The following is a 26,429-nucleotide window of genomic DNA, read 5'->3' on the forward strand; positions in this document are numbered from 1 at the left end:
CAACCCTCGTCGACAGGATTCATTTCATCAAGGACTGCACATGGCTTCACCCACGCTCGCGCTTCTGCAACGGCTCCACGACGAGAGCCGCACCGAAATCGTCGCCCGTGCCCGCGCACAGTTCCAGGGATCGAACGAGGATTTCCTGTCGCTGGCCGACGAATACGAAGCGATCGCCCCCCGTCTGCGCGGGCGGTTTCTCGAAACGCTCGGATTGTTCACCGACGATTTCGAGTCGCCGGCAGGCAGCCCGCTGTCGTTGGCCGTGTCGCCGGAAACGGGCGGATTCTTGCGCAACATGGTGCTGTCGCAACGGCCGGCGCGCATCCTCGAACTCGGCAGTTCGTGCGGCGTGTCCACGCTCTATTTCGCCGACGCGCTGCGCACGCTGGGCCGCGGCACGGTCGTCGCGACCGAACGCGATGCGCTCAAGTGCGCACGTTTGCGCGAGCACGTCCGAACGGCTGGCCTGGACGCGTATGTCGACGTGCGGGAAGGCGATGTATTCGAGACCGTGGCCGCACTGGACGGTGCGTTCGACATGGTGTTCATCGACGTCTGGGCCGACACTTACCTGACAGTGTTCAAGGCCGTCGAGCACCTGCTGCGCCCGGGATCGGTCGTCCTGGCCGACAACATGTACACGGCCGAGGATGCCGTTCGACCGTACAAGCGCTACCTCGATGACGATCCGCGGTTCTCGACCACGACGCTGGATTTCGAATCGGGGATCGAATTCACGGTCGTCGTTTCCGAGGCGGGCATGGCGTCGCAGCGTTCCTGCCACAGCGCCCCGGACTGAACGGCGCAGCCGTCGATCGACGGGCCTCCCGCTGCGGATTTCACCCTCCGTCGTCTGGCGCACGCATGCGTGAGCGCGTTCCCGCGCCCCCGCATCGACCGGCGTTCAAACCGGGTTGATTTCATCCTGGCTGCGCCGCGTCGTCAGCGGCCCGAGCATGCGCAGCGTGACGGCGACGATACCCAGCGCGAACGAAATCACGCCGAACATCGCACCGGCGCCATAACTCGCGAGCACCGGCAGCAACACAAAGGGCAACCCGCCGCTGACGATCCGCGACAGCGCATAGGTACTGCCGATCGCCGTCGAGCGCACGCGCGCCGGGAAAATCTCCGCCTGGTACACGTGATACGCGTTGCTGAATACGTTCGACGCGCAGGTCGTCAGGAATCCGAACCCGACGATCAGTACCGTATTGCCCGAATACGCGAAGCACAGCCCGAACGCGGCGATCGACAGGATCGACGCGATCACGAGCGTACGGCGTTCGATCCAGTTGAGCAGCGGAATCGACAGCAGCGAGCCGACCGGATAGCCGATGAACGACAGCGCGATGAACAGCGTGCTGTCCGTCACGTCGAAGCCGCGGCTCTTCACGACCGTACCGGCCAGCGTACCGAAGCCGTAATAGCCGAAGCCCTGGAACAGGTGAAAGATCGCGAGCATCAGGTAGCGCGCGCCGTACGGCTCACGCCGCAGCAGCGCGATGCGCTCGCCGAGCCCGAGCGGCCGTTGCGGCTCGACCGGTTCCGCGAACCGATCGGGCACGCGCACGCCGGTACCTTGCGCAAAGCGCCGCACGGCCGCGTGCGCGTCGGCGGTGCGCCCCTGCGCGAGCAGCCAGCGCGGGCTCTCCGGCAGCCGGTGCTGGACGAGCAGCACGTAGACGGCGCCGAGGCTGCCGATCGCGAGGATGACGCGCCAGCCGGCCACGCCGCCCACATGCAGCGGATTGAGCCACAGCGCGAGGAAGCCGACGAGCGGCACCGCGACATACGAGGTCGTATAGGCCCATGCGGCGAGCCGTCCGCGCTTGTCTTTCGGCAGGATCTCGGACAGGAAGCTGTCGGCGACCGGATAGATCGCGCCGACGCCGATGCCGGTCAGGAACCGGCACGCGACGAGCATGTCGGCATTCGCCGAAAACGCGCCGACCAGCGAGAACGCGCTGTACCACGTGAGCGTCAGCAGGAACGCCTTGCGCCGGCCGATGCGGTCCGCGAGGCTGCCGAGGCACATCGCGCCGACGAACATGCCGATGAACGCCGAGGCCAGCAGCAGCTTGAAATCGGTGCTCTGCCGGCTCAGCCCGTACTCGTTCTGCAGCGCGGAGCCGATCGTGCTGACGAGAAAGATCTCGTACATGTCGAAAAACAGCGCGATGCCGATCACCCAGACGACGAACCGGTGCAACGCGCTCACCGGCAGGTCGTCCATGAAATCGCCGAGCGTGACGCGGCGGGCGGGCAGGGCCGACGCATCGGCTCTGCCGGCGGCGGCAGTCGGCGGTCGCGCGGACGCGGGGCCGCCCGCGTTGCCGCCGAGATCGAGGGAATGGCTGTTCATCGTGTCTCCTGATTTATCGATATGCGGCGGCGCGGAACCCGGCCTTTCGCGACCGGCGCGATGCATCCGGACGCACGACGCGGCGGCAGGCGCCGCAAGGCCCGTGAAAGGGCCGATCACGCGGGCCGTACCGATCGTCCGACACATGGTGGGCAATTCCGCCGCACGTGATAATTGCGGATGCTTCAAGGATCCTTTCCTGCGCAGAAAGGGTGCGGAGCAGACGGCGGCCAGCCGGTGCGCGGCAGGGCCGTGCAGCCTGCGCGGCGCACGGCAGCGCACCGGAGCCAATTGCGCGTCCATGCAACCGGCATCCCGGGAAAACCATGAGATCCGTGGCGTGAGCGCCGGCGTGGGCACAACAGGCGCACCGACAGGCCGGTCGTGACGTGGGTCGCACGCATCGCGGCGCGCGTCTTTTTCACGTGCTGGACACCCGGCCCGCGCGTGCGCGTCGCGTCGAACCGCACACCGCAGTCCGGCAGCGGTCGCGCATCGGCACCGCGTGTGACGCCGATGAATCCGTCACGCGTGCTGTGACGGTGTCGCTGGTTCGACAGCGGAGCCGCTCGAATGTCGGCCGCAGTGCTCGGCGAACGCTGCACGCCGACAGCCTTGGATGCGGTTTCTCCGTCCGCTATCCTACGGGTGAAGCCGGCAATCCGATACGCAAGGCCAACACAGCGCAGCGCGGCGCATTCGCGCTTCGGCTGCCAACAGGAGGCAAGCAACATGAATCCATCGACCGACAACCGGACGCTGTTGCGCACGCTCGGCATCCGCGCACCGATCGTCCAGGCGCCGATGGCCGGCGTCAGCACGCCGGCGCTGGCTGCCGCCGTGTCGAACGCGGGCGGGCTCGGCTCGCTCGGCGTCGGCGCGACGAATGCCGACGGCGCGCGCAAGATGATCCGCGACACGCGCGCGCTCACCGGCCAGCCGTTCAACATCAACGTGTTCTGCCACAGCCCGGCGCAAGCCGACGCCGCCGTCGAACGCGCGTGGCTCGACTGGCTCGCGCCGGCGTTCCGCGAATACGGCGCGACGCCGCCCGCATCGCTGTCGGAGATCTACACGAGCTTCGTCGCCGACGACGCGATGCTCGCAATGCTGCTCGACGAGAAACCCGCCGTCGTCAGCTTCCATTTCGGGTTGCCGTCCGACGAGGCGATCGCGACATTGAAGCGTGCGGGCATCACGCTGTTCGCGACCGCGACGAATCTCGACGAGGCACACTGCATCGCCGCCGCCGGCATCGACGCGATCGTCGCGCAGGGCATCGAGGCCGGCGGACATCGCGGCGTATTCGATTCGACCACCGACGACGACCGCCTCGGCACGTTCGCGCTGACGCGCCTGATCGTGCGCGAATGCGCGGTGCCGGTGATCGCCGCCGGCGGCATCATGGACGGCGACGGCATCGCCGCCGCACTCGCGCTCGGCGCGCAGGCCGCGCAGCTCGGCACCGCGTTCGTCGCGTGCCCGGAAACGTCGATCGACGACGGTTATCGCCGCGCGCTGCTCGGCGACGCAGCCCGCCGCACGACCTTCACGGCTGCGATCTCCGGCCGGCTCGCGCGCGGCATCGCGAACCGCCTGACCGCGCTCGGCGACGATCCGCGCGCGCCGGCCACGCCTGCGTACCCAATCGCATACGACGCCGGCAAGGCACTGCATGCGGCCGCGAAGGCGAAGGGCGAATTCGGCTACGGCGCGCAGTGGGCCGGGCAGGCGGCGTCGCTCGCGCGATCCTTGCCGGCGGCCGAGCTGTTCGCCACGCTCGAACGCGAAACGCAGGCGGCGATCGAGCGGGTGCGGCACGTGCTGGCTTGATCATCCGAAGCGCGGGCGGCGGATCGCACGCACCGGCCGGCGACCGGTGAACACGCCGCGATCGCCGCACCGATACGTCACCGTCCGCCGCCGATTTGCAACGTTCTGTATCCGCGCGCGCCGCGGATACATCGCGATACATCGCGGATTCGGGCGTCCGCTATAAAGCAGGCATGACCTCGTCGGAGTCCATCATGTCTGCAACCTGGTTCAAAGGGTCCTGCCATTGCGGGGCCGTCCAGTTCGAAGTCCGGGCGGCGATTACGCCGGCGATGCGCTGCAACTGCAGTCTGTGCCGCCGGCGCGGTGCGCTGATGAGCCCGATGTTCGCCGCCGCCGACCTGAAGATCGTCGAAGGCGAAGACGCGCTGACCTGCTACCACTTCAACACGCACACGGCCCGTCACTATTTCTGCCGCCATTGCGGCATCTATCCGTTTCATCGGACGCGCAAGGACCCCGCATGCTGGCGCGTCAATCTCGGCTGCCTCGACGGCGTCGATCCGTACGCGCTCGACGCGACGGTCGCCGACGGCGCGAGCCTCTCGGTCGTGGAGGACGCATGAAGCGCTGGCTGATGATCCTGCTGTTCGCAGCAGGCGGGCTCGCGACCGAAATCGCGCATCCGGTGCAATGCACGCTGCTGTCGGCGAGCCGCGTGCAGGCCGGCAAACGCCGCAGGGCGGACTGACGATGCGCCGGCCGCATCGCGCCACCACGACGGTTCATCGAGAGCGATTTTCATGCTACCGATAAGATCGTATGCGATATATAATGCGTCCATCTGCGGCCGTTCGCGTCGCTGGAGGACGTTCATGAAACCGACCGAAACCCCATCCGCTGCCGCCCCGAAGCTGTCCGAGTTCCTGTGCTTTGCGATCTACTCGACGAACCTCGCGTTCGGCAAGGCGTACAAGCCGATCCTCGAAGAACTCGGGCTCACGTACACGCAGTACATCACGATCATCGCGCTGTGGGAGCAGGACAACCAGACGGTCGGCCAGCTCGGCGAGAAGCTGTTCCTCGAATCCAATACGCTGACGCCGATCCTGAAGAAGCTCGAGGCGATGGGTTACCTGGAGCGGCACCGCGATCCGTCGGACGAACGTCAGGTGCTCGTCAGCCTGACGAAAAGCGGCCGCCGCGTGCGCGAGAAGGGGCTCGACATGAACCTCGTCGAAGCCACCGGGCTGAAGTCGGACGAGTTCGCGAAGATGCAGAAGGCGATCGTCACGCTGCGCGGCAACCTGATCCGCTCGACCGACGAATAAGCGCGCGGATCACCGGCGGCGGCTCGGCGCGTGCAGTGCGCCGGCCGCGTCGTCAGGCGTGCGCGTCGCCGAGCACCAGCAGGTGCATCTCGCGGCGGACCGCGAAACCGAGTGCGAGATAGCGCTCGATCGCCACCTGGTTCGACGTGAGGACGTGCAGGAACGGCGTTTCCGCGCGCGCATCGATCTGCGCGATCAACGACCGCATCAGACGCGCGGCAAGCCCTTGCCGCCGGAACGCGGCATCCACGCACACGGCGCTGATCTCGGTATACCCGTCGACCTGCATCCGCTCGCCGGCCATCGCGGCGAGCCGGCCTTCGTTGCGAATGCCGATGTAGCGGCCGAGCTCGAACGTGCGCGGGCCGAACGGGCCCGGCTGCGCGGCCGCGGTCAGCGCGAGCATCTCGGGCACGTCGGCTTCGCCGAGCGTGACATGCGAGGACGCCGGCGCCGGATCGAGCGTCCGCTGCCGCACCATCTGCAACAGGTTCGCACGCCGGATCGCGTGCAATCCCGGCGGCGGCTCGATCTCGTCCGGCGTGACCAGCGCTGCCGGCCCGTAGGCGGCGATCAGCGCGCGCAACGCGTCGAACGATGCGTCGCTCGTGTCGTCGATCGCGGCAAACGGCGCGATCGCGACCGGAAACCGCCATGCGCGGTCGTTGCCGAGCGCAAAGCGGCGCTGCCGGCCCGTCAGCGCGTTCCATACCACACGGTCTAGCGGGTGCGCACCGCCTCGCGCGTTGCCGATCGTTGCATCGGACATCGGGTGCTCCTCGATTGAAGGTATCGGTGGCACAGCATAGACCGGATGGGCGGGGGCGCGATGCCGCGTCGGCCGGTTCGTCGCGCCGTCCGGTTCACGCGCGCTGGATTCGATGTCGTGTTTCGTCACGCCGGCGCCTCGTGCGTCCGGGTCATCGCGATCACCGCAACGCGTCGTCGTGCTCGGTCGGGCACTGACCGAAACGCTGCTCGCGCTCGGGCGCGCACCGGTGGGGATTTCGTTGCCGGACTCGTATGCCGGCGGGATCGTCGCGTCGCCGCATGATGTCGCCGACGCCGGTTTGCGCGATCAGCCTGATTTCGACGGGCTGCACGCACTCGCGCACGACCTGCCGATCGTCACGCCCGCTTACGCCGTGTTGAGAGCGCCGCAGCAACGGATTGCGCCCATGCTTGCGATGGGCGCGTATATGGGTGCGGCATGTCCCTTCGAGGTGTGTTGTGCGCAAACGTCGACGATGACGCGCCCGCCGGGCGCGCCGGGCCACACCGCAGCGCCGGTCGTCGCCGCGCAACCTGCATTCGCGACGGCAACCGGCGTCGTTCGCGGTCTCATTCAATGGCCGAAGTAGATCGAGCGTTCGGCGATCCGCGTCGCGGGCCGGCTGCCCGACTGCGTCGCTGCGACGGCATCGCTGCCGTAACCGGACGTTGCGGCATCGGCCATCGCGGGGTCGTTCGCGTGAATCCGCGTCAGCGCGGCCTGCAGGTCGTTCGGGTAGTGCGGATTGTTCGCGCGGCCCGGCTGATAGCCGGCCTTTTCGAGTTGCACGAGTTCGGCGCGCACCTGCGCACGGGTCACGGTGCTTTCGGTGGCGAACGCCGGTGCGGCGGCGCAAGCGGAGACGGCGACGAGAACGGCGGCGATCAATTGGGTTTTCATCATTTACCTCGACAGAACAGGGATGGAAGGGAATTCAGGGGTCGCGACTCGACGACGCGCCGCGCTCAGTGACCGAAATACACCGAGCGATCGGCCACGCTGAGCGCATGCCGGCGGCCCGATTGCGTTGCCGCGTCGCCGTTGCTGCCATAGCCGGACGTGTGCTCGTTGTCGGCGACCGCAGCGACCGCCGCGGCCGCATGAATCCGCGTGAGCGCGGCCTGCAGATCGTCCGGATAGGTTGCGTCGGTTGCGCGATTCAGCGGGTAGCCGGCCTGTTGCAATTGCGCGAGTTCGGCGCGCACCTGCGCACGCGTCACGGCGGCTTCGCTGGAGAATGCCGGGGCGGCCACCGTGGCCGAAACAGCGACGAGAAGGGCGGCGATCAGTCGGGTTTTCATCATTCACCTCAAATAGAAAGAAAGGAAAGCGGGGAGTCGGCAGGCGGCCCGTGGCCGCCCGATACATCGTTCAAGCGAGACGGATGTCGACGTCGACGTTGCCGCGCGTCGCCTTCGAATACGGGCAGGTCTCGTGCGCGGCATCGACGATGCGCCGCGCGACGTCACGGTCGAGCCCCGGCACGCTCACGTTCAGCCGGGCCTGCAGGAAGTACGCGTTGCCAGCGGTGCCGAGATCCACTTCGGCGTCGACCGCGAGATCGGCCGGCAGCGTCACCTTCGCGGCACGCGCCGCAAGCTGCATCGCGCCGATGAAGCAGGCCGACCAGCCGGCCGCGAACAGTTGTTCCGGGTTGGTGCCGTTGCCGGCGCTGCCCGGCGACGACAACTGGATGTCGAGGCGGCCGTCGGAACTGCGCGCCGCGCCGTCGCGGCCGCCCGAAGTCGTATGCGTCTTGCCCGTGTACAGCACTTTTTCGATCTTGCTCATCATTTGCTCCGTTGGTTGGGTGGTTTGTTTCCGATGCGATTAGATCGGATGCGATGGAGTTTCGTCGAGCCGGCCTCTCACGTCAAGCGTATTCGATTAAATCGCATCCGATATTTTGTATTTCAATGTATCTGGATCGTGTACGGCGTTGCCGGACAAGGCTCTGCGGCGATCGATCCCTCATATTCGACGCGCAATGAAACCGGGAGGGTGGGCGAAAACGCGTGCGGGGATGGGTGGCCGCCGAGCGCGGCAGCCTCGGGCTGGCGGCGTGACGCAAGTAACCCCATACCTTCACCGTCACCGTTGAAGTATCGACATGCACTCGGACTCGGAGTGCTTCGCGGAATCCCGCGTTTGCCTTGCCTCGATTCACACGCGCGCCGCGGCAGTGGTACGGCGCGCGTCGTTCTGGCGACGTCCGCGAGTTTCGCTGCCGGCGATCGGTCGTTCCCGGCGGACGTGATCGATACGGAGACGTGATGCGCGCGTACGGAAGAGCACGGCAGCCACGACTACACCGCGAAGGGATCGCTTTTTTCGTGGCCCGACGAGCCGATTATTCGGTTGCGGAACACAAGAGTTGGATCAAGCAACAACGTTATCAGGATAACTTTTCTTATCACAACATCATTGTTACCGGACCAAACTCGCCATTTCAAAATCGCGTCTGGTGCTCAAAATCCGGATTGCGCCCATGCGATTCAAGAGCAGGGCAGCGGCCGCACATTGCGCGCGCCGTCAATCCGGCGCGCTGACCCGCGCCAGCAGCACCGCCAACACGTCGGCCGTCGTGCGCGCGACACCCTGCGCGGTCGTATCGACGAGCGCATGCGCACATTCGCGATACAGCGGGTCGCGCAGCCGGTACAACGCGGCGAGCGTGTGCCGTGGGTCGGACACCTGCAGCAGCGGCCGGTGCGTGCCGTCGCGCGTACGGCGCCACAGCGCATCCGCGTCCGCATGCAGGTAGATCACGCAGCCGCGTTCGCTCAGGCGCGAGCGAGTGCGCGGATTCAATACCGCGCCTCCGCCGGTCGCCACGACGACGTTCGGCCGCTGTGTCAGTTCGTCGACGATTTGCGTTTCGAGCAGCCGAAAGCCGCGTTCGCCGACGCTGTCGAACAGCGCGGCGACCGAACGGCCGGTGCGCCGCTCGATCTCGTCGTCGCTATCGGCAAACGCCCAGCCGAGCGATGTCGCGAGCGCACGGCCGAGCGTCGATTTGCCCGCGCCCATCAGGCCGACCAGAAACGCACGCGCGGGCAGGGCGCGCGCGTCGGCCGCCGCTCGCACGACGCTCATAACCGCCGTGCGAGCGGCCAGCCGGCTCGCGTCGCCGCACAGATCCGCCGCGCGCGCACCGCGTCCGACAGCGTATCGAGCGCCGCGTCGGTGGCCGCGTCATCGGCGTCGAGCAGCGCGCCGAGCACCTGCGCGTCAGGGTCGCCGGCCGCGATGTGTTCGGCCGCCTCCGCCGCGATGGCGTGCGGCGTACGCTCCGGCGCGTCGTCCTGTCCGGGCCGCCGCCAGCCGTTGCGCCAATCGCGCCAGCGCACGACCAGGCCGCAGAACAGCCCGCCGCGCGGCACGGTTGCGTCTTCGCCTGGCGGCTGCGTCTCGCCGGGCGTCGCGCACTGCGTGACCCAGCTCGCGAACTCGAGCAGCGACGCGTCGTGAGCGAGCGTCGCCGTATCGAGCGCGACGGTCACGCCGGCATCCCGCAATCGCCCGAGCAGCGGCCGCACACCGTCGTACGCGCCCCCGCACGGCTGCAGCATCACCTCGAGTTCGTCCTCGTGGCGGCTGACGAGCGCGCGGTGCCGCTCGAGCGCGGCCGGCTCGAGCAACGCGTGCGCGGCATGCCGGACGATCACGATCGCGCGATCGTCGCGCCGTTCGACGATCGCACCGATCCTGCGTCGGGCGCGCGCCACCACGGCGCTCACGTGTCGCTCCCCGAATGGCACGCGCGCATCACAGCGAACCCTGGAATTCGAGCACGCGTGCCTTGAACTCGTCGGGGACGGTCTGCGTCGTGTTGTTCGCGTAGTCGAACATCACGTGCGTCGACATGCCGCGCGCAACGATGGTCTGATCGTCGCGCTCCATCAGGTGTTCGAGATCGAAGCTCTTGCTGCCGAAGCGCACGATGCTCGAGCGGATCGTCAGGTTGTCGCCGAATTGCGCCGGCGCGAGGTATTCGCACTGCGTCTTCACCATGATGTGCGGCAGCTTCTCGCTGCGCGGCAAGCCGAGGAGGTCGAACATGTAGCAGAGGTACGAATGCTGCAGATAGTCGTAATAGACGGGACTGCTCACATGCCCCATCGAATCCGTATCGCGATACTTGACGTGAATGGGCGTTTCATAATGACGCTTCGACATGGTGATTCTCCGCAATGACTGGGTTGATTTATATATTCGAACCTGATCGGCCTGTCAGGAATTTGAAAATTAATCGAACACCTATCGGGACGCCACTATCAGAACGAATAGCGCGCCACTGCGGCTGATCCATCAAGCGTTGCCCGCGCTTTGGAAGGCCGCTTCCGCGTCAGCGATTGAAAAATCGAATTCCCGGCCCGCGGCGCACTTCGACGACACGAAAACCCAATACTTCAATTTCGTGAAATTTCGCTTATTCCTGTCATTCATAAGGTTATGAATTAAAACTGGCAACTATGTTAGTTGCGTGTGGAAAGCACCACTCAATAAAGTCGCGCTGTAGTGAAAAATCCACCTAATCATCGACAGGAGGGCAGTCCCCATGCATGCAAACGCCTGGATGGCGAACCGTGACGCCGTGCTGCACTTGCCGTCCCCCGCGGAACTGACCGGCGCGCTGCAGCCGACGCTGCGCGCATCGCGCACGGTTCATGCGGCTCGCCAGGCGATCGTCGACGTGCTGAACGGCACGGACGATCGTCTCGTGGTCATCGCCGGCCCGTGCTCGGTGCACGATCCGGCCGCGGCGCGCGACTATGCGGCACGGCTCGCGCTGCAACGCGCACGATTCGCGGACGAGCTGGAAATCGTGATGCGCGTGTACTTCGAGAAGCCGCGCACGACGGTCGGCTGGAAAGGGCTCATCAACGATCCGCTGCTGGACGGCAGCGAACGGATCGACACCGGGCTGCATACGGCGCGCGCGCTGCTGTGCGACCTCAACGGAGCGGAGATGCCGGCGGCAACCGAGTTTCTCGATCCGCTGTCGCCGTGCTACCTGGCCGATCTGGTCGCATGGGGCGCGATCGGCGCACGCACGGTGGAATCGCAGGTGCATCGCGAGCTGGCGTCGTGGCTGCCGATCCCGATCGGCTTCAAGAACGGCACCGACGGCAACGTTCAGGTGGCCGTCGATGCGATGTGCGCGGCCGCGCGCGCACACCGCTTCCTGTCGGTCGATGCGTGCGGCCGGCTATGCGCGACGGCGTCTCCCGGCAATCCGCACACGCACGTCGTGCTGCGCGGCGGGCGCGAACCGAATTTTGACGCGGCCGCCGTGAATGCCGCATGCGAGCGCATGGCGGCCGCGCAGTGGGCACCGCGCGTGATGATCGACGTCAGCCACGGCAACAGCCGCCGCCAGTTCCGCAATCAGCTGGGCGTCGGCGCGGCCGTCGCCGCCCAGGTCGCGGCCGGCGACACGCGCATCGTCGGCGTGCTGATCGAGTCGAACCTGATCGAAGGGCGCCAGGATCTCGTGCCCGGCATGCCGCTGCGCTACGGGCAGAGCATCACCGACGCGTGCGTGTCGTTCGCCGATACCGCGCAGCTCCTGGAGACGCTCGCGCACGCGGTGCGGGCGCGGCGGCGGGGCCATGCGCCGGTGCCGGGCACCGAGTTCGCGCACGAGCCGCTACTCGCATGCTGCGCATGAGCGGCCCCGCGCGACCCGCTCAGATCTCGGCTTCGTCATAGATCCGCGTCGCGTCGCCGGCCCACGCGTCGCGATAGCGGGCGAGCCAGTGCTCGGCCTGGGTCGGCGCGCCGGCGACGATCTCGTCGAGCGGCGCGAGATACACGGATTCATCGCGGCCGGCCGCATCCGTGCGCGCCCGCGCGCGCAGGCCTCGATGCGCGATCGCCAGCGCATCGGCCGCCAACGCGCGCAACGGACGGCCGTCGACCGATGTGCCGAGCCCGAAACGCGGCACGTCGCGCCGCAACGTCAGCAACGCGCCACGATCGATCGCGGCGGCCAGCGTCTCGGCCTCCGACAGCGCGGCCGGATCGTACAGCAGGCCGGTCCAGAACGCGGACAGCGCGACCATCATCGCGGGCGAGCCCGCATCGGCGCCGCGCATCTCGAGATAGCGCTTCAGCCGCACGTCGGTGAAGACCGTCGTCAGATGGTCGGCGAAATCGCCGAGCGTCGGCGTGTCGCCTTCGAGATGCGGAATGCGGCGTCGCATGAAATCGCGGAACGTCCAGCCGGTCGCATCCACATAGCGGTCGCCGCGCCGCACGAAATACATCGGCACGTTGTCGAGCAGCCAGCTCACGTAGCGCTCGAATCCGAAGCTGCGCGACAGGAACAGCGCGGGCGCTCCGCAGCGATCCTCGTCGGTGTCGAGCCACGTGTGTGCGCGCGTCGACAGCAGGCCGCTCGGCCGGCCGTCGGAAAACGGTGAATTCGCGAACAGCGCGGTGGCGACCGGCTGCAGCGCGAGCGACACGCGCATCTTGCGCGCCATGTCGCTTTCCGACGCGAAATCGAGGTTGACCTGCACGGTGCAGGTGCGCTGCATCATGTCGAGCCCGCGCGTGCCGACGCGCGGCATGTAGCGCTGCATGATCCCGTAGCGCTGCTTCGGCATCCACGGCAGCGCCGCGCGCGCCAGGTGAGGATGAAAACCCAGCGGCGCGCAGCGCAGGCCGAGCGCATTGCACGCGTCACTGGCCGCGGCGAGATGCGCATGCAGTTCCGCATGCGTGTCGTGCAGCGTATCGAGCGGCGCGCCCGACAGTTCGAGCTGACCGGCCGGCTCGAGCGAAATCGCCGCGCCGTCCCGCTGGATCACGCCGACGATCCGTCCGGCATCGACGATCGGCGTGCCGTCGCGTTGCAGCCGCGCGAGCACCGCGGCGATCCCGGACGGACCATCGTAAGGCGCGGCCGCATGCGTCGCACGCACGACGACGAACTTCTCGTGCTCGGTACCGATCCGGAACTGCGCGGCCGGCTTGCAGCCGGCGGCCAGATGATCGGCGAGCTGCTGCTCGGAGACGATCGGCGTGTGGTCCGACCCAACGGCATTCGACATCGACACCCTCCACAAGTCACGTTGCGCGACCGACCGGCCGGTCGCACGGCGACTATAGCGACGTCGATGCCGGTGCTGTACTGGCAGGGGTGATAGGGGCAGGGTTAAGCCGCGCGGCGCTACGGCTGCCTGCGCTTTGCGAAGTAATGCGCGGGCGAGTCGCCGAACGCGCGGCGGAACATCGCGATGAAGTTGCTCGGCGTCGCATAGCCCAGCGCGTCGGCGATGTTGGCGACGCTGTCGCCGCTCGCGAGACGTTCGAGCGCATGCGTGAGACGCGCCTGCTGACGCCATTGCGCGAAGCTCGTGCCCGTTTCCGCGACGAACAGCCGGCTCAGCGTGCGGGCGGACAGTCCTGCCCATTCGGCCCACGCTTCGAGCGTGCGGCCGTCGTGCGGCTGCCCGAGGATCGCGTTTGCGATCCGAAGCAGCCGCCGGTCGCGCGGCATCGGCAGATGCAGCGGCTCGTGCGGCGCGCGGCGCATCTCGTCGAGCAGCACGAGGCCCATGCGCGCCTGCTCGACGTCGAGCCGGTCCTGGTCGGCCCACGACACCGCGCGCCGCACGAGCGCGCGCATCAGCTCGGTGATCGCGATCACGCACGGCCGGCCCGGCATGCGCCGGCTCGCGGCCGGCGCGATCACGACGCTCCAGCCGCTCAACGCACCGCTGATGCTGACCTTGTGCTGCTCGCCCGGCGGAATCCATCCCGCGCGATGCGGCGGCAGCAGCCACGAACCGTGCGGCGTGCGCACGTGCGCGAAACCGCTTTCCACGCAGAACACCTGGCCGCGCAGATGGCTGTGCCAGTCGACCTCGCGAGTGCCGAGCCGGTACGTGTTGCTGCCGTCGTCCTCGCCCCAGACGGCGATCAGCGACGGGCCGTCCTCACGTTCGCTCGGATCGGAGTCGGCGTGCTGCACGGTGCGCGGGGGAGAAACGTCTCGGATGGGCATGGCCGGAATTCATTATTTTTTGTCTAAACAACATTATCAGCTTTGTCCGGGGGCGTCCAACAATGCATGTCGTGTTCAAACCGATACGAAGCAGAGGAATGCGATGCATGCAGCACTTGCTCCCTGGATACGCGGTACCGGCGCGCTGCGCGCCGTGTCGCGAATCGCCGTCGCCGCGGCGCTCGTCGTGCTCGGCGCGTGCGCGAGCCGCGACGGACTCGCGCCGGCCGGCACGCTGCGCGGCGCCGATACGCTCGCCGCGTCGCGCAGCCTCGCGCATGCGCCGACCGGCGACTGGCCGGCCGCCGACTGGTGGCGTGCGCTGAACGATGCGCAACTGAGTGCGCTGATCGACGAGGCACTCGCCGGCAACCCCGATCTCGCGACCGCCGATGCACGCGCCCGCGAAGCGCAGGCGCTGGTGATCGAAGCCCAGGCCGCACGGCTGCCGCATCTCGTCGGCCGTGGGAGCGCGAAGGCCGAACGCCTGTCCGGCACCCAGTTTTCGTCGGGCGAGGGCGGCGGCTTCTTCAGTCACACGCGCGAGATCAATCTTGGCCTGAGCTGGGACCTCGATCTGTGGGGCGGCCGCCGTGCCGCGTGGGAAGCCGCGCTCGGCGAAGCGCGCGCCGCACGGATCGATGCGCAGGCCGCCCGCGTGCTGCTGTCGGTCAACGTTGCGCGCGCCTACGTGAATCTCGCGTACGCATTCGATCAGCAGGACGTCGCGCGGGCCGAGTACGCGCGCGCCGACGAAGCGCTCACGCTCACGCGCCAGCGCGTCACGAAAGGCATCGACAACGTCGCGCAGCAGCGCCAGGCGGAAAGCGAGGTCGCGGCCGCGACGCGCGAGCAGGCGCACGCCGCGCAGGCGATCGACAGCGCACGCATCGCGCTCGCGATCCTGCTCGGCGCAGGCCCCGATCGCGGCCTCGCGCTCGTGCGGCCCGCGCCGCTGCCGGCCGCCGCGCTCGCGGTGCCGGCCGACCTGCCGGCCGCGCTGCTCGGCCGGCGCGCCGATCTCGTCGCCGCGCGCTGGCGGGTCGAGGCGGCCGGCCGCAACGTCGCGGCCGCCCGTGCGGATTTCCTGCCCAACGTCAGTCTCACCGCGCTGATCGGGCTCGCGACACGCGGCGGCGCGTCGCTGTTCCAGGCCGCGTCGCGCACCTACAACGTCAGCCCGGCCGTGAGCCTGCCGATCTTCGACGGCGGCGAGCGGCGCGGCGTGCTGCGCAGGCGCGATGCGCAATACGACCTCGCGGTCGCCGGCTACAACAAGACGCTGATCGGCGCGATCGGCGAAGTGGCCGACGATCTGCAGCGGCTGCATTCGCTCGCCGTGCAGACGGACGCGCAGCAGCGCGCGTTCGACTCCGCCACCGATGCATGGCGGCTCGCGGATGCGCGCTACCGGGCCGGCGTCGGCAGCTACCTCGACGCGCTCGTCGTGCGCCAGCAACTGCTGGTCGCGAGCCGCGAGGTCGCCGCGTTGCGCGCGCAACGCGCGGACCAGTCGCTGCAGCTCGTCGCCGCGCTCGGCGGCGGCTTTCACGCCGAGCCGGATGACGTCGCGCTCGCCGCCACTCCTTCCCAACATCCTTGACATCGAACCATGAGCAGCGACAACTCCTTGCAGACTCCCGCGCGGCCGGCCGCCGCCGATCCCGCCAGCGCCCGCCAGCAGCCGGCGGCCGACCACACCGCCGCGCCGCGCGCGCCGAGCGGGGCGGACGCCCGCACGCAACCAGCGCCGGGCGGTGCCGCACCCTCGGCGCCGCCACCGCCGCCCGCGCGGCGCAAGCACCTGGTGCGCGCGCTCATCGCCGCGTTCGTGTTCGGCATCGTCGGCTGGGGCATCTGGTACGTGCTCGTCGGACGCTGGTACGAATCCACCGACAACGCATACGCACAAGGCAACGTCGTCGAGCTGACGCCGCAGGTGACGGGCACCGTCGTGTCGATCGATGCGGACGACGGAGACCTCGTACGCGCCGGCACGCCGCTCGTCCGTCTCGATCCGAGCGACGCGCAGATCGCGCTCGCGACCGCCCAGGCCGATCTCGCGGCAACGGTGCGCAAGGTGCGCGGCCTGTACAGCAACGAACGCGGGCTGGCGAACAGCATCGATGGCGCACGCGCGGAACTCGACGCACGCCGCACCGCACTCGACAAGGCGAAAGCCGACTACGCCCGACGCGAGGATCTCGGCCGCTCCGGCGCGATTTCACGTGAAGAACTCGCGCATGCGCGCGACACGCTGACATCCGCGCAAAGTGCGTACGCCGCCGCGCAGAGCGCGCTCGCGACCCTCAGCGAACAGCACCAGACGAGCAAGGCGCTGATCGACGACACCGCGGTCGCGTCGCACCCGGACGTGCAGGCCGCGGCCGAGCGACTGCGGGCCGCCTACCTCGCGCATGCACGCACCGACGTCGTCACGCCCGTCACCGGCCATGTCGCGAAGCGGACGGTGCAGGTCGGGCAACGTGTGTCGCCCGGCGTGCCGCTGCTCGCGGTCGTGCCGCTGCGCGAGCTGTGGGTCGATGCGAACTTCACCGAGAAACAGCTCGAACACATGCGTATCGGGCAGCCGGTCGTACTGACCGCCGACGTGTACGGCGACGGCGTGCGCTATACGGGCCGCGTGCAGAGTCTCGGCGTCGGCACCGGCAGCGCGTTCTCGCTGCTGCCCGCGCAGAACGCAACGGGCAACTGGATCAAGATCGTGCAGCGGCTGCCGGTCCGCATCGAACTGACGGAGCCGGCGCAGCTCGATGCGCATCCGCTGCGCATCGGCCTGTCGATGCACGCGCGGGTCGACCAGCACGACCGCAGCGGCGCGATGCTGTCGCGTCGCGAACAGCGCGCGCCGGTATTTCGCACCGACGTGTACCGCGACGAGCTCGCGCGAGCCGACAGCCTGATCGCCGATGTAATCCATGCGAACCTGCCGGCGACGGTGCGTACGGAGGCGGTGCGATGAGCGGCCCGATGGCGGCCGCCGACAGCGGCTTTCGTCCGTCGAGCGTCGGGCTGACCACCTTCGGCCTCGCGCTCGCGGTCTTCATGCAGGTACTCGACGGCACCGTCGCGAACGTATCGCTGCCGACGATCGCCGGCAACTTCGGCGTGAGCACGACGCAAAGCGCATGGGTCGTCACGACGTTCTCGGTCAGCAATGCGATCGCGTTGCCGCTGACCGGGTTTCTCGTCAAGCGCGTCGGGCAGGTGCGGCTGTTCGTCTGGGCGACGCTCGCGTTCACGTTCGCGTCGCTGTTGTGCGGCCTCGCGCAGAACCTGCCGCAGCTCGTCGCGTTCCGCGCGCTGCAGGGCCTGGTGGCCGGGCCGATGATCCCGACCACGCAGGCGCTGATGCTGTCGATCTACCCGCCGCAGCGGCGCGGCTTTGCGTTGTCGATGATCGCGATGGTCACCGTCGTCGCACCGATCGCGGGGCCCCTGTTCGGCGGCTGGGTCACCGAGCATTACTCGTGGCGCTGGGCGTTCCTGATCAACCTGCCGATCGGCGTGTTCGCGGCGATGTGCGTGTTCGCGCAGATGCGTGCGCGCGTCGAGACGACGGTGGCCGCGCGCGTCGACTATGTCGGCCTCGCCGCGCTGATCGTCGGCGTCGGCGCGCTGCAGATCGTGCTCGACAAGGGCAACGAGGCCGACTGGTTCAACTCGACGTTCATCGTCGTGATGTCGGTGGTCGCCGCGTTCGGTATCGCGCTGTTCCTGATCTGGGAGCTCAACGAGCCCAATCCGATCGTGAACCTGCGGCTCTTCGCGCATCGCAACTTCGCAGCGGGCACGCTGACGCTCGTACTCGCGTATTCGGCGTTCTTCGCGGTCAACGTGATCGTGCCGCAGTGGCTGCAGCGCACCCTCGGCTACACGGCGTTCTGGGCCGGCCTCGCCGTCGCGCCGATGGGCGTGATCCCGGTGCTGATGACGCCGTTCATGGGCAAGTACGCGCCGCGCTTCAACATGCGCGTGCTCGTGTGCTGCGCGTTCGCGATTCTCGGCACGTCGTCGTTCCTGCGTGCGGGCTTCGTGCCCGACATCGACTTCACGCACATCGCGCTGATCCAGCTGTTGCAGGGCCTCGGTCTCGCGCTGTTCATCATGCCGATCAACAGCATCCTGCTGTCCGACCTGAAGCCGGACGAGATCGCCGCCGGCTCCGGCCTGTCGACGTTCCTGCGCACGCTCGGCGCGAGCTTCGCGGTGTCGATCACGTCGTTCCTGTGGGACCGCCGCGCGATCCTGCACCACGCACAGCTGAGCGAGCACGTGAGCGCGTTCGACCCGGCCGTGCGGGCCGAAGTCGCCCGCCTCGGCGGCGGCGATCCGCAACGCGCGGCGACGCTGCTCGGCAACCTGGTCGACGCGCAGGCGTACCAGATCTCGTTCAACGACGTTTCGTTCGCGCTCGGCTGCGTGTATCTCGCCGTGATCGCGGTGGTCTGGCTCGCCCGTCCGCCGTTCGGCCCCGGCGCCGCCGCGAAACGATGAAGCGGGCGCTGCGCGGCCCGTTCCGACCCATGCTGTTCAATTCGATGGAGACTGACCCGATGCCTATCCACCACGCCGGCGCCATGCCGCCCGACCTGACCATGCTCGCCGTATTCGACGTCACGGAATTTCCGCTCGTCGTCGTGCGCAACGACGCGATCGCATCCGCCGGCTACGCGCAGCGCTGGCTCGACGACATGCACGCGCTGATGCGGCACGGCGAGCCGTTTGTCATGATCTTTCCGCCGGCCCGCCCGGACGAAGCGCACGACGACCGCAAGGAGCGCGGCATGTGGCTCAAGCAGAACCGCGCCGCGCTCGCCGCGGTCTGCCGCGCGCTCATCACGATCGAACCGGACCCGGCCGAGCGCGAAGCGGCCCTCGCGAACGCGTCCGGCATCGAAAAGGCGTTCGGCATTCCGTTCGACGTGACGGCTTCGTTCGACGACGCGAAGCAGGCGGGCCGGCGACGTCTGACCGAGGCGGTCTAGCGCGGCCCGTTCGCGCGCAACGTCTCGAACCGATTGCGCAAGTCCGCCTGAGTGCAGATTCCAACTAAACGAACGGGGTGGCTTGTATGAATGGACTGGATTGTCTGAAATGGTTGGTACCCGGCGACACGGACGCGTCATGGCAGAGAATGACCGACGCCGCCGCCGGAATGGGATTCGACAAGATCGTGCTGATCGTGTTGCCGTTTGCCGGTGCGTCGTTCGATCTCGCGCGCAAGTGGAGCAGCGGCGTGCCCGGCTGGACGGCGCTGTACCGGCAGCGTCAGTTCGACCGTGTCGACCCGATGCTGCGGCATTGCTTCCGCTCGGCACTGCCGCTCGTCTGGGACGATGCGCTGTTCGCGCGGCCGGAGCAGCGGCCGTGTTACGAAGCGGCGGCCGCGTACGGCATGCGCAGCGGCGTCGTGCTGCCGGTGCGCGGTGCGAAGGGCGAGGTCGGCATGCTGTTGTGCGCGTGTACGGACGAGCTCGCCGCCACGCGCGAGCACTGCGACCGCCATCTCGCGGCGCTGACGCTGCTGCGCGACGTCGCGTGCGAAGCGATCGCCGGCACGCGCTGCCATGCACCGCCCGACAGCGTGCCGCGGCTCAGCCGGCGGGAAGTCGAATGCCTGCGCTGGCATGCGGCCGGCAAGACGTCGTGGGAAATCGGCCACATCCTGAACGTGACCGAGTCGTGCATCAATTTCCACTTCATGAACATCCGCCGCAAGTTCAACGTGTCACGTCGGCATGAGGCCGTGCTGCGGGCGGTCGAGTGGGGGCTGATCAGCATCTCCGACGTGACCGTGCTCAACTGACGCCGGCGCATCGGCGAGCCAGCGGTCGAGAAACGCGCTGAGCCACGCGGCCGTCGCGCGGTCGTGCCGCCGGCCTTCGCTTGCCTGCGTCGCGAGATCCTGCGCACCGGGAGCCGACAGCTTGTGCGCGGCCGCCGTGCTCCAGCGCCGCATCATCGGATAGCTCACTTCCGGATGGAATTGCACGCCGTACGCGTGCGGCCCGTAGCGCACGGCCTGGTTCTCGAAGTGCTCGCCGGTCGCGAGAATCTCGAGCCCGGCAACGCGCTCGAAGCCCTCGCGATGCCACTGGTACACGTGCGACGGCCACGATCCGAGCCGCCGGCCGGCGGGCGTCGCGGCGATCGGCCAATAGCCGATTTCCGCGCGCCCGTCCCGATGCGTGTTCACGCGGCCGCCCAGGTGGCGGATCATCATCTGCGCACCGAGACACACGCCGAGAAAAGGCACGGCCTCGCGCAGCGGCACGCCGATCCAGTCGATTTCATCCTGAATCCAGCGATCGCCGTCGTTCGCGCTCATCGGGCCGCCGAACACCACGGCGCCCGCATGGTCGGCCAGTGTCGCCGGCAGCGGATCGCCGAGCGGCGGGCGGCGAATGTCGAGCGGATGGCCGCGGGCGGCAAGCAGCCGGCCGATCCGGCCGGGGCTCGATTGTTCGCGATGCAGGACGATCAGGATCGGACGAAGGGCAGTGTGCGTCATGACGTGTCGAGAGGGTCGTGAGTGCGTGAGGTCGGGAAAGCCGTCACGCGGGCAGTCAGCCCGGCTGGCCGCGCAACGCGTCGAACGACACCATCACCTGTTCGCGATAGGCGGGCCGTCGGCACAGGCGGGCGTACCAGGCCTGGACGTGCGGCAACGGCGGCCGCTCGACGTCGAGCGAGAAATAGCGGAACAGCGTCGCGCCGGCCGGAATGTCCGCCAGGCCCGGCGTCGCACCGCCAAGGAACGGCTGGGTCGACAGCAAGCGGTCGAGCAGCTTGAAATGCGTCGCGCTGCGCGCGGCCTTGTCGCGCACGAGCGCATCGTCGCGCCGCTCGGGCGGCGTTCGCACGAGCGCCCAGAACAGCCCGGTCATCACGTCGGGTTCGAGCGCGGTCTGCGACCAGTCCATCCAGCGCTCCGCGCGCGAACGGGCGAATGCGTCGCGGCACCAGAACGGATTGTTCGGTACGCGTGCGGCCAGATAGCGCAGGATCGTGTGCGACTCCCACACGACGTCGCCATCCCAGTCGATCACCGGAATCCGGCAGGTCGGATTCAGCGCCGCGAACGCGGGCGTCTGCAGCGAGCCGTGTTCACCGCCTGCCGCGATGTGCCGGTAAGGCACGCCCAGTTCGCCGATCAGCCATAGCACCTTCTGCACGTTGAACGACGTGCGACGGCCCCAGACGGTCAGCATCGAGCGGCATCCTCGCAGGCGGCCTGCCGTGCGCACGTCGCGTAGCGATCGAGACCGGCCGCGAGATCGGCGATCAGGTCGTCCGGGTCCTCGAGGCCGATGTGCAGGCGCACGCCACGGCTGCCGGCCGGCCAGCGCGCTGCAAGGCCATGCTCATCCAGCTCGAACGGCAGTGCGAGGCTCTCGTAGCCGCCCCATGAATAGCCGAGCCCGAACAGCGCGAGGTGGTCGAGAAACGCTTCGATCGCATGCGACGGCGCCGGCTGCAGCACGATCGAGAACAGCCCCGACGCGCCACGATAATCGCGGCGCCACAACGCGTGTCCGTCGTCGCCGGGCAGGGCCGGGTACAGCACGCGCTGCACTTCGGCGCGCGTCGCGAGCCAGGTCGCGACCGCTAGCGCATTGCGCTGGTGCTGACGCAGCCGCACGCCGAGCGTGCGCAACCCGCGCAGCGCGAGATAGACGTCGTCGGGGCCGGCGCACAGTCCGAGATCGCCGTGAAGCTGCTTCAACGCAGGCCATGCGCGTTCGTTGCCCGACACGGTGCCGAGCATCGCGTCGGCATGCCCGACCAGATACTTGGTGCCGGACTGGATCGACAGGTCGATGCCGAACGCATGCGGCTGAAAGAAAAGCGGCGAAGCCCAGCTGTTGTCGGCAATGACGAGCGCACCGTGCGCGTGGGCGAGCTGGACGAGCGCCGGGATATCGTGCATCTCGAACGTATAGGAACCCGGCACTTCGATGTACAGCGCGCGCGTGTTCGGACGGAACGCGGTCGCGACCGACGTGATGTCGTCGTACCAGGTCGTCTCGACGCCGAGCCGCGCGAGCACGCCTTCGCACGCATGGCGCGCCGGGCCGTACACCGATGCGGTCATCAGCAGGTGATCTCCCGGCTTCAGGCACGACAGCAGCGCGAGCGTGCACGCGGACAGACCCGATGGACACAGCACCGTACCGGCGCCGCCTTCGAGGCTCGTCACCGCGCGCTCGAGCGCCTCGCTCGTCGGCGTGCCGCGGCGGCCGTAGATATACGGCTGCGTGCGGTTCAGCAGATCGTATACGGTCGGACTGAGCACGGTCGACGCGTGGTAGACGGGCGGATTGACGAAACCGTACCAGGACGCGCTGTCGCGGCCCGCGTGCATGAGCAGCGTGTCTTCGTGCATCCGGTCGTGGATTCGGTCGTGGATTCGGTCATGCGGCGTGCCGCCCGGTTGCGACGGGGGTGCGTCGAACTTCAAGGCCATAGCGCGCACCTCTCCCAGTGCTGACCGGCACGGCGGTACGCCTGCCGCGCGAAGCGGCGCGCGCTGTCGGCGCGCCAGAATTCGACTTCGTCCGGCGCGAGCGCGTACAGGTGCCAGTCGTCCGACACAAGCGCGGGATCGGCCGCCAGCCGCTCGAGCTGTGTGTCGATCGCACGCGTCAGGTCGTCGGGATCGTCGAGCCGTTCGCTTTGCCGTCCGGCCAGGATGCTCGCGCGCGAACGCTCGGGACGACCCGCAAAATCGGCGCGGCCTTCGGCGGCCGGCAGCCGTTCGACCGGGCCGCTCAAGCGCACCTGACTCGCGATCGCCGGCCAATAGAACGTCAGCGCGGCGAACGGCCGGTTGTCGATCTGACGTCCCTTGGGGCTGCGCGTGCTCGCCGCAAAATGCCAGCCGCGCGCGTCGACGTTCAGCAGTACGACGGAGCGCGCATCGGGCCGTCCGTCCGGGCGGACCGTCGACAGCGTCATCACCTGCGGTTCGACGGCGCCCGCGGCAACGGCCTCGTCGAACCATTGTTCGAACTGCGCTTGCGGCGTGTCGGGCCAGTTACCGGCCTGAACGTGCGGCGCCGCATGCGCGAGGGTTTTCAGCGCCTTCAGGCGCGTGGCGATCGTATCCATGGCGGGCCTCATGCAATGCCGAATTGCGTCGCGCGGGCGATCAGCCGATGCGCGGCAAGATAATCGGGGACTTCCGCGAGGAAACCGTCGACCACGGCCGCGGCGACACGGCGGCCGCCGGACTCGCGCCGTGCGGTGTCGAACGCGTCGATCACGCGGCGGGCGAGGGCGACTTCGTCGGCCGTCGGCGTGAGCACGCGATTGACGACCGGCACGAACTGTCCGTTGACGATCGCCTTGGCCTGATATCCGAGGCCACGCGACACGCGCATGTCGAGTTCCGCGCCTTCGTTGTCGGCATAGCTGTACGGGCAATCGATCGCGGTGACGCCGACCGCCGCGCATTCGACACGAAAGCGCGAGCGCACATAATCGAGCTCGCGGCCCGCACGGGTGCGCTCCGCGCACATGTCGGCCACCATGTCCTCGGTCGCGACGAGTACCGCCGACACGCGCGGGCTCGAACGCGCGATCGCCATCGTGTTCACGAGCCCGAGCGTCGTCTCGATGTTCGGCACCAGTTCCGTCGAGCCGGGGGCGATATCGTATTCACGCTCGAAACGCGTGACGGCTTCGTCGAGCGCGACGACCTGCTCGGGCGTCGCCACGTACGACATCATCACGATGTCCGGCCGGCCGCGCATCGCGGCGCGCAGGTCGTCGATGCCGCCCGCATCGAGCGGATTCACGCGCACCGACGCGAGGATGCCGGCATCGCGCCAGCCCGCGAGCACGCGCTCGCTGAGTTCGCGCGCGGCGGGGCGCCGGTCGGGCGGCGTGAAGGTTTCGAGTTCCTGGATCAGTACGTCCGCGCCGCTCGCGGCGCCGGCGACGAGTGCATCGTGATCGGCGCCGGCGAGAAACAGCCAGGAGCGGCGCAGGCGGGAAGGACGTCGGTGGGTCGTTGTCATGCGTGGTTTCCTGTAGGGCGTGTGATACGCATATCGATGGCGCACGCGCTCAGCCGGCGCGCATCATCTGGTTGAAGATGTTCTTGCGATGCATTTCCTCGGTGCCGCCGACGCTCATGAAGCCCAGCGCGTCCGACGCGAACGCGGCCACCGGGCCGGCCTGGTAGCCGAGGCTGCCGTACAGCCGCACGAGGCCGAGCGCGCTGTCGACGAGATCCTGCGCGCCGACCAGTTTCGCGATCGAGCAGGTCATCAGCGCTTGCGGGTGGTCCGTCAGCAACTGCGCGAGCGCGCCGCGCGCGAGCCACGTGCCGCGCTCGATGCCGATCTGCAGGTCGACCAGGCGGCGCTGCACGTACTGGTGCGCGTCGATCGTGCTGTCGAAGCTGCGCCGCTCGCGGCAGTAGCCGATCGCGTCGCGCAGATACGGCGCCGTCACCTGCGCGGCGACGAGCCCGTAGTAGAGGCGGCCGAGCGAAATGATGTCGATCAGGTTGCCGAGCCCGGCGCCCGGTTCGCCCAGCAACTGGCCGCGCGCGATCGGGCAGTCGTCGAAATGCAGTGCGCCGGTGGGCAGATCGTCGAGGCCGAGCTTGCGGTCGGGTTCGGCGACGGTCATGCCCGGCTGGTCGCGATCGACGATCACGAGCGCGGTGTTGCGCCGGCCGGGCGTCTCGATGCGCGTGACGACGAGGATGAAGCGCGCAAGCGGCGCGTGCGCGATGTTGAATTTGCTGCCGGTCAGCCGGTAGCCGTCGTCATGCTCGACCAGCTTCGTCGCGATGCTGCGCACGTCGGTGCCGGTGCCCGGCTCGGCGATCGCCGTCGCGCTCAGCTCGCCGCGCAGGATCGCGCCGAAGTAGCGATCCTGCTGCATCGCCGTGCCGTAGCGTTCGAGCGCGCGCACCATGCCGGCCTGCGCGATCACCGACAGCAGCAGCGCCGGGCGGCGGATCGACGATGCGAGCCCTTCGAGCGCCGCGGAGAAGTGCCACCAGCCGTAACCGTCGCCGCCGTATGTTTCGGGGACGATCATGTCCCACAGTCCTTCCTGGCCGAGCCGGGCCCAGCCGGCTTCATCGAATCCTGCAGGCGCGCGCGCGTCGCGCTGCGCGGCGGCGATCTCCGCGCCGATGTCGCGAAAGCGCGCGAGCGTCGCATGCTGTTCCTGCGTCCAGTCGAATGGCATCTGTCGTGTCTCCGGTCGAAGCGGCGCAGCCTCGAACGGCGCGCCAGCGATGCCGACAAGAGTACGGGCGCACGAACGGCGGAGGTACTGGCAGTAGTGGTAGTTGCCGCGTGAGGCGGCGAGGCGAGGGCGGGTGGGGTGATGGCGGATCGTCGCGGCGTGCGGACGGGTGCACGCATTCAGGCAGTCAAGGGAACTAGAGGCGACGTTCGTGGCGAATCGGCAGGTCGTGCGGGATGCGCGTCATCGAGGCAAATCGTTCGTGACGTCTCGCCGGGGTCGCGCTTCGGTACAGCGGCATATGCTCGACCTCGGCATCGCATTTCATCCTGTGTTGCGGACGATGTCGAATGGCGCCCGCTCCTCGAACCATCGATGATCGCTGCCGTCGATCTGGATCAGTTCACCCAGGCACGCCCGGCGCGCTCGCGGTTGGTAGATCTTCGGCGGTCGTTGCCGGCGCGGAATCCAGAGCCCGGCGTCCGTCATCAGCTTCCTGACCGTTTCCTTGGCCAGCCGAATGCCGTGACACTCCCAGAGCTTCTCGCAGGCCAGTGTCGGTCCGAAATCGGCGTAGCGATCTCGGATGATCGACAGGGCCCGGTCGGCGGCTCCTGGATCCAGACGACGGTTGCCGGGCTTCGCTCGATGTCCCGACACCAATCCCGCCGGGCCGTGCTCACGCAGCCGGGCGACCAGTCGCCGGATCTGCCGTGTCGTCAACTCCAGCCGTTCGGCCGCACGCCACGGTTTGAGCTTCCCGTCGGCTACGTCCTGAATGACCTTGAACCTGTCCAGCTCGCGCATCGTCATCGTGATCCGCTCCGTTGCAGCCATCGCAGCCTCCGGCGCCGGACACCCGGCGGCCGGACAGCTTCCGTGGCCCGAAAGCGGACATTTCAATCTAGCCACTACAACACAAATAACTGATAA

28 protein-coding genes and 1 pseudogene are annotated in these 26,429 nt (G+C 68.3%); 11 read left to right on the top strand and 18 right to left on the bottom strand.

Annotated features, from left to right (window positions below; translation table 11 throughout):
* The first annotated feature begins 40 nt into the window (after positions 1-40).
* The gene (locus tag WJ16_RS08570; RefSeq protein WP_069256699.1) at positions 41-802 is read left to right on the top strand and encodes an O-methyltransferase; all 762 of its coding nucleotides are present in this window, start codon (positions 41-43) and stop codon (positions 800-802) included.
* Positions 803-907: 105 nt separating this feature from the next.
* Here the strand turns inward: WJ16_RS08570 and WJ16_RS08575 are convergent, their stop codons facing one another.
* Positions 908-2,368, bottom strand: a complete 1,461-nt coding sequence (locus WJ16_RS08575) for an MFS transporter (protein WP_069256700.1) — start codon at positions 2,366-2,368, stop codon at positions 908-910.
* A 732-nt stretch (positions 2,369-3,100) separates the two neighbouring features.
* On the opposite strand from WJ16_RS08575, the gene WJ16_RS08580 reads away from it, so the two are divergent.
* From WJ16_RS08580 to WJ16_RS08590, 4 genes are all read left to right on the top strand, one after another.
* Positions 3,101-4,201, top strand: coding sequence for an NAD(P)H-dependent flavin oxidoreductase (locus tag WJ16_RS08580; protein WP_069256701.1), 1,101 nt, complete (start codon positions 3,101-3,103; stop codon positions 4,199-4,201).
* A gap of 194 nt (positions 4,202-4,395) precedes the next feature.
* On the top strand, positions 4,396-4,767 hold the full coding sequence (locus WJ16_RS08585; RefSeq protein ID WP_069258008.1) for a GFA family protein: 372 nt from the start codon (positions 4,396-4,398) through the stop codon (positions 4,765-4,767).
* Positions 4,764-4,892, top strand: coding sequence for a hypothetical protein (locus tag WJ16_RS35755; RefSeq protein ID WP_257785851.1), 129 nt, complete (start codon positions 4,764-4,766; stop codon positions 4,890-4,892). Before WJ16_RS08585 ends, WJ16_RS35755 begins: the two co-directional genes overlap by 4 nt.
* A gap of 124 nt (positions 4,893-5,016) precedes the next feature.
* Complete coding sequence (locus tag WJ16_RS08590; protein WP_069256702.1) at positions 5,017-5,472, top strand: MarR family winged helix-turn-helix transcriptional regulator; 456 nt, start codon at positions 5,017-5,019, stop codon at positions 5,470-5,472.
* A gap of 52 nt (positions 5,473-5,524) precedes the next feature.
* On the opposite strand, the gene WJ16_RS08595 is transcribed toward WJ16_RS08590, so the two are convergent.
* The 8 genes from WJ16_RS08595 to WJ16_RS08630 form a co-directional block, all read right to left on the bottom strand.
* On the bottom strand, positions 5,525-6,241 hold the full coding sequence (locus tag WJ16_RS08595) for a GNAT family N-acetyltransferase (RefSeq protein ID WP_069256703.1): 717 nt from the start codon (positions 6,239-6,241) through the stop codon (positions 5,525-5,527).
* A 160-nt stretch (positions 6,242-6,401) separates the two neighbouring features.
* A complete protein-coding gene (locus WJ16_RS34750; protein ID WP_157126745.1) occupies positions 6,402-6,575 on the bottom strand; it encodes a hypothetical protein in 174 nt (57 codons plus the stop codon).
* A 242-nt stretch (positions 6,576-6,817) separates the two neighbouring features.
* Complete coding sequence (locus WJ16_RS08605) at positions 6,818-7,144, bottom strand: DUF4148 domain-containing protein (protein WP_069258009.1); 327 nt, start codon at positions 7,142-7,144, stop codon at positions 6,818-6,820.
* A 65-nt stretch (positions 7,145-7,209) separates the two neighbouring features.
* Positions 7,210-7,545: a DUF4148 domain-containing protein gene (locus WJ16_RS08610; protein ID WP_084636035.1), complete on the bottom strand. Its 336-nt coding sequence runs from the start codon at positions 7,543-7,545 to the stop codon at positions 7,210-7,212.
* 70 nt (positions 7,546-7,615) lie between these two features.
* Entirely contained in the window at positions 7,616-8,035 is a 420-nt protein-coding gene (locus WJ16_RS08615) for an organic hydroperoxide resistance protein (RefSeq protein WP_069258010.1), read from the bottom strand.
* 741 nt (positions 8,036-8,776) lie between these two features.
* Complete coding sequence (locus WJ16_RS08620; RefSeq protein ID WP_069256706.1) at positions 8,777-9,340, bottom strand: shikimate kinase; 564 nt, start codon at positions 9,338-9,340, stop codon at positions 8,777-8,779.
* Positions 9,337-9,984 (bottom strand): hypothetical protein, encoded by a 648-nt coding sequence (locus tag WJ16_RS08625; protein WP_069256707.1) that lies wholly within the window; start codon positions 9,982-9,984, stop codon positions 9,337-9,339. The genes WJ16_RS08620 and WJ16_RS08625 overlap by 4 nt, the downstream gene beginning before the upstream one ends.
* Positions 9,985-10,012: 28 nt before the next feature.
* Positions 10,013-10,423, bottom strand: coding sequence for an acyl-CoA thioesterase (locus WJ16_RS08630; RefSeq protein WP_060084907.1), 411 nt, complete (start codon positions 10,421-10,423; stop codon positions 10,013-10,015).
* A gap of 382 nt (positions 10,424-10,805) precedes the next feature.
* Between WJ16_RS08630 and WJ16_RS08635 the strand changes: the two genes are divergently transcribed.
* Positions 10,806-11,918, top strand: a complete 1,113-nt coding sequence (locus WJ16_RS08635; protein ID WP_069256708.1) for a 3-deoxy-7-phosphoheptulonate synthase — start codon at positions 10,806-10,808, stop codon at positions 11,916-11,918.
* Positions 11,919-11,937: 19 nt separating this feature from the next.
* Here the strand turns inward: WJ16_RS08635 and WJ16_RS08640 are convergent, their stop codons facing one another.
* Positions 11,938-13,305, bottom strand: coding sequence for a glutamate--cysteine ligase (locus WJ16_RS08640; RefSeq protein WP_069256709.1), 1,368 nt, complete (start codon positions 13,303-13,305; stop codon positions 11,938-11,940).
* A gap of 119 nt (positions 13,306-13,424) precedes the next feature.
* On the bottom strand, positions 13,425-14,261 hold the full coding sequence (locus tag WJ16_RS08645) for an AraC family transcriptional regulator (RefSeq protein WP_069256710.1): 837 nt from the start codon (positions 14,259-14,261) through the stop codon (positions 13,425-13,427).
* Positions 14,262-14,364: 103 nt separating this feature from the next.
* Between WJ16_RS08645 and WJ16_RS08650 the strand changes: the two genes are divergently transcribed.
* From WJ16_RS08650 to WJ16_RS08670, 5 genes are all read left to right on the top strand, one after another.
* A complete protein-coding gene (locus tag WJ16_RS08650; protein WP_069256711.1) occupies positions 14,365-15,864 on the top strand; it encodes an efflux transporter outer membrane subunit in 1,500 nt (499 codons plus the stop codon).
* 9 nt (positions 15,865-15,873) lie between these two features.
* Positions 15,874-17,244: an HlyD/EmrA/EmrK family protein gene (locus WJ16_RS08655; protein ID WP_084636017.1), complete on the top strand. Its 1,371-nt coding sequence runs from the start codon at positions 15,874-15,876 to the stop codon at positions 17,242-17,244.
* Positions 17,241-18,779 (top strand): DHA2 family efflux MFS transporter permease subunit, encoded by a 1,539-nt coding sequence (locus tag WJ16_RS08660; protein WP_069256712.1) that lies wholly within the window; start codon positions 17,241-17,243, stop codon positions 18,777-18,779. Before WJ16_RS08655 ends, WJ16_RS08660 begins: the two co-directional genes overlap by 4 nt.
* A gap of 59 nt (positions 18,780-18,838) precedes the next feature.
* Positions 18,839-19,270: a hypothetical protein gene (locus WJ16_RS08665; protein ID WP_084636036.1), complete on the top strand. Its 432-nt coding sequence runs from the start codon at positions 18,839-18,841 to the stop codon at positions 19,268-19,270.
* Positions 19,271-19,419: 149 nt separating this feature from the next.
* The gene (locus WJ16_RS08670; protein ID WP_069256713.1) at positions 19,420-20,091 is read left to right on the top strand and encodes an autoinducer binding domain-containing protein; all 672 of its coding nucleotides are present in this window, start codon (positions 19,420-19,422) and stop codon (positions 20,089-20,091) included.
* Here the strand turns inward: WJ16_RS08670 and WJ16_RS08675 are convergent.
* The 7 genes and pseudogenes from WJ16_RS08675 to WJ16_RS08705 all read right to left on the bottom strand — a co-directional run.
* On the bottom strand, positions 20,014-20,796 hold the full coding sequence (locus WJ16_RS08675) for a glutamine amidotransferase (RefSeq protein WP_069256714.1): 783 nt from the start codon (positions 20,794-20,796) through the stop codon (positions 20,014-20,016). The two genes, WJ16_RS08670 and WJ16_RS08675, sit on opposite strands and share 78 nt — an antisense overlap.
* 55 nt (positions 20,797-20,851) lie before the next feature.
* Positions 20,852-21,496: a glutathione S-transferase family protein gene (locus WJ16_RS08680; RefSeq protein WP_069256715.1), complete on the bottom strand. Its 645-nt coding sequence runs from the start codon at positions 21,494-21,496 to the stop codon at positions 20,852-20,854.
* Entirely contained in the window at positions 21,490-22,671 is a 1,182-nt protein-coding gene (metC, locus tag WJ16_RS08685; protein WP_069256716.1) for a cystathionine beta-lyase, read from the bottom strand. The genes WJ16_RS08680 and metC overlap by 7 nt, the downstream gene beginning before the upstream one ends.
* Positions 22,672-22,742: 71 nt before the next feature.
* Positions 22,743-23,396: a pyridoxine/pyridoxamine 5'-phosphate oxidase gene (locus WJ16_RS08690; protein WP_167375368.1), complete on the bottom strand. Its 654-nt coding sequence runs from the start codon at positions 23,394-23,396 to the stop codon at positions 22,743-22,745.
* A gap of 8 nt (positions 23,397-23,404) precedes the next feature.
* A complete protein-coding gene (locus tag WJ16_RS08695) occupies positions 23,405-24,307 on the bottom strand; it encodes an HpcH/HpaI aldolase/citrate lyase family protein (protein WP_069256718.1) in 903 nt (300 codons plus the stop codon).
* Positions 24,308-24,356: 49 nt separating this feature from the next.
* Positions 24,357-25,496 (bottom strand): acyl-CoA dehydrogenase family protein, encoded by a 1,140-nt coding sequence (locus WJ16_RS08700; RefSeq protein ID WP_069256719.1) that lies wholly within the window; start codon positions 25,494-25,496, stop codon positions 24,357-24,359.
* 351 nt (positions 25,497-25,847) lie between these two features.
* A pseudogene (locus tag WJ16_RS08705) lies at positions 25,848-26,333 on the bottom strand (helix-turn-helix domain-containing protein); the annotation flags it as partial.
* Between the last annotated feature and the right edge of the window lie 96 nt (positions 26,334-26,429).

This window comes from Burkholderia metallica, from assembly GCF_001718555.1.
Lineage (GTDB): Bacteria > Pseudomonadota > Gammaproteobacteria > Burkholderiales > Burkholderiaceae > Burkholderia > Burkholderia metallica.

What these genes read in the sequence shown, in the direction of transcription:
- WJ16_RS08640 (WP_069256709.1), bottom strand. Translation starts at nt 13,305, where the DNA reads ATGTCGAATGCCGTTGGGTCGGACCACACGCCGATCGTCTCCGAGCAG.
- WJ16_RS08700 (WP_069256719.1), bottom strand. Translation starts at nt 25,496, where the DNA reads ATGCCATTCGACTGGACGCAGGAACAGCATGCGACGCTCGCGCGCTTT.
- metC (WP_069256716.1), bottom strand. Translation starts at nt 22,671, where the DNA reads ATGCACGAAGACACGCTGCTCATGCACGCGGGCCGCGACAGCGCGTCC.
- WJ16_RS08595 (WP_069256703.1), bottom strand. Translation starts at nt 6,241, where the DNA reads ATGTCCGATGCAACGATCGGCAACGCGCGAGGCGGTGCGCACCCGCTA.
- WJ16_RS08590 (WP_069256702.1), top strand. Translation starts at nt 5,017, where the DNA reads ATGAAACCGACCGAAACCCCATCCGCTGCCGCCCCGAAGCTGTCCGAG.
- WJ16_RS08675 (WP_069256714.1), bottom strand. Translation starts at nt 20,796, where the DNA reads ATGACGCACACTGCCCTTCGTCCGATCCTGATCGTCCTGCATCGCGAA.
- WJ16_RS08615 (WP_069258010.1), bottom strand. Translation starts at nt 8,035, where the DNA reads ATGAGCAAGATCGAAAAAGTGCTGTACACGGGCAAGACGCATACGACT.
- WJ16_RS08690 (WP_167375368.1), bottom strand. Translation starts at nt 23,396, where the DNA reads ATGGATACGATCGCCACGCGCCTGAAGGCGCTGAAAACCCTCGCGCAT.
- WJ16_RS08630 (WP_060084907.1), bottom strand. Translation starts at nt 10,423, where the DNA reads ATGTCGAAGCGTCATTATGAAACGCCCATTCACGTCAAGTATCGCGAT.
- WJ16_RS08665 (WP_084636036.1), top strand. Translation starts at nt 18,839, where the DNA reads ATGCCTATCCACCACGCCGGCGCCATGCCGCCCGACCTGACCATGCTC.
- WJ16_RS08645 (WP_069256710.1), bottom strand. Translation starts at nt 14,261, where the DNA reads ATGCCCATCCGAGACGTTTCTCCCCCGCGCACCGTGCAGCACGCCGAC.
- WJ16_RS08650 (WP_069256711.1), top strand. Translation starts at nt 14,365, where the DNA reads ATGCATGCAGCACTTGCTCCCTGGATACGCGGTACCGGCGCGCTGCGC.
- WJ16_RS08655 (WP_084636017.1), top strand. Translation starts at nt 15,874, where the DNA reads ATGAGCAGCGACAACTCCTTGCAGACTCCCGCGCGGCCGGCCGCCGCC.
- WJ16_RS08660 (WP_069256712.1), top strand. Translation starts at nt 17,241, where the DNA reads ATGAGCGGCCCGATGGCGGCCGCCGACAGCGGCTTTCGTCCGTCGAGC.
- WJ16_RS08635 (WP_069256708.1), top strand. Translation starts at nt 10,806, where the DNA reads ATGCATGCAAACGCCTGGATGGCGAACCGTGACGCCGTGCTGCACTTG.
- WJ16_RS08695 (WP_069256718.1), bottom strand. Translation starts at nt 24,307, where the DNA reads ATGACAACGACCCACCGACGTCCTTCCCGCCTGCGCCGCTCCTGGCTG.
- WJ16_RS08680 (WP_069256715.1), bottom strand. Translation starts at nt 21,496, where the DNA reads ATGCTGACCGTCTGGGGCCGTCGCACGTCGTTCAACGTGCAGAAGGTG.
- WJ16_RS08575 (WP_069256700.1), bottom strand. Translation starts at nt 2,368, where the DNA reads ATGAACAGCCATTCCCTCGATCTCGGCGGCAACGCGGGCGGCCCCGCG.
- WJ16_RS08580 (WP_069256701.1), top strand. Translation starts at nt 3,101, where the DNA reads ATGAATCCATCGACCGACAACCGGACGCTGTTGCGCACGCTCGGCATC.
- WJ16_RS08610 (WP_084636035.1), bottom strand. Translation starts at nt 7,545, where the DNA reads ATGAAAACCCGACTGATCGCCGCCCTTCTCGTCGCTGTTTCGGCCACG.
- WJ16_RS08620 (WP_069256706.1), bottom strand. Translation starts at nt 9,340, where the DNA reads ATGAGCGTCGTGCGAGCGGCGGCCGACGCGCGCGCCCTGCCCGCGCGT.
- WJ16_RS08605 (WP_069258009.1), bottom strand. Translation starts at nt 7,144, where the DNA reads ATGAAAACCCAATTGATCGCCGCCGTTCTCGTCGCCGTCTCCGCTTGC.
- WJ16_RS08585 (WP_069258008.1), top strand. Translation starts at nt 4,396, where the DNA reads ATGTCTGCAACCTGGTTCAAAGGGTCCTGCCATTGCGGGGCCGTCCAG.
- WJ16_RS08670 (WP_069256713.1), top strand. Translation starts at nt 19,420, where the DNA reads ATGACCGACGCCGCCGCCGGAATGGGATTCGACAAGATCGTGCTGATC.
- WJ16_RS35755 (WP_257785851.1), top strand. Translation starts at nt 4,764, where the DNA reads ATGAAGCGCTGGCTGATGATCCTGCTGTTCGCAGCAGGCGGGCTCGCG.
- WJ16_RS08570 (WP_069256699.1), top strand. Translation starts at nt 41, where the DNA reads ATGGCTTCACCCACGCTCGCGCTTCTGCAACGGCTCCACGACGAGAGC.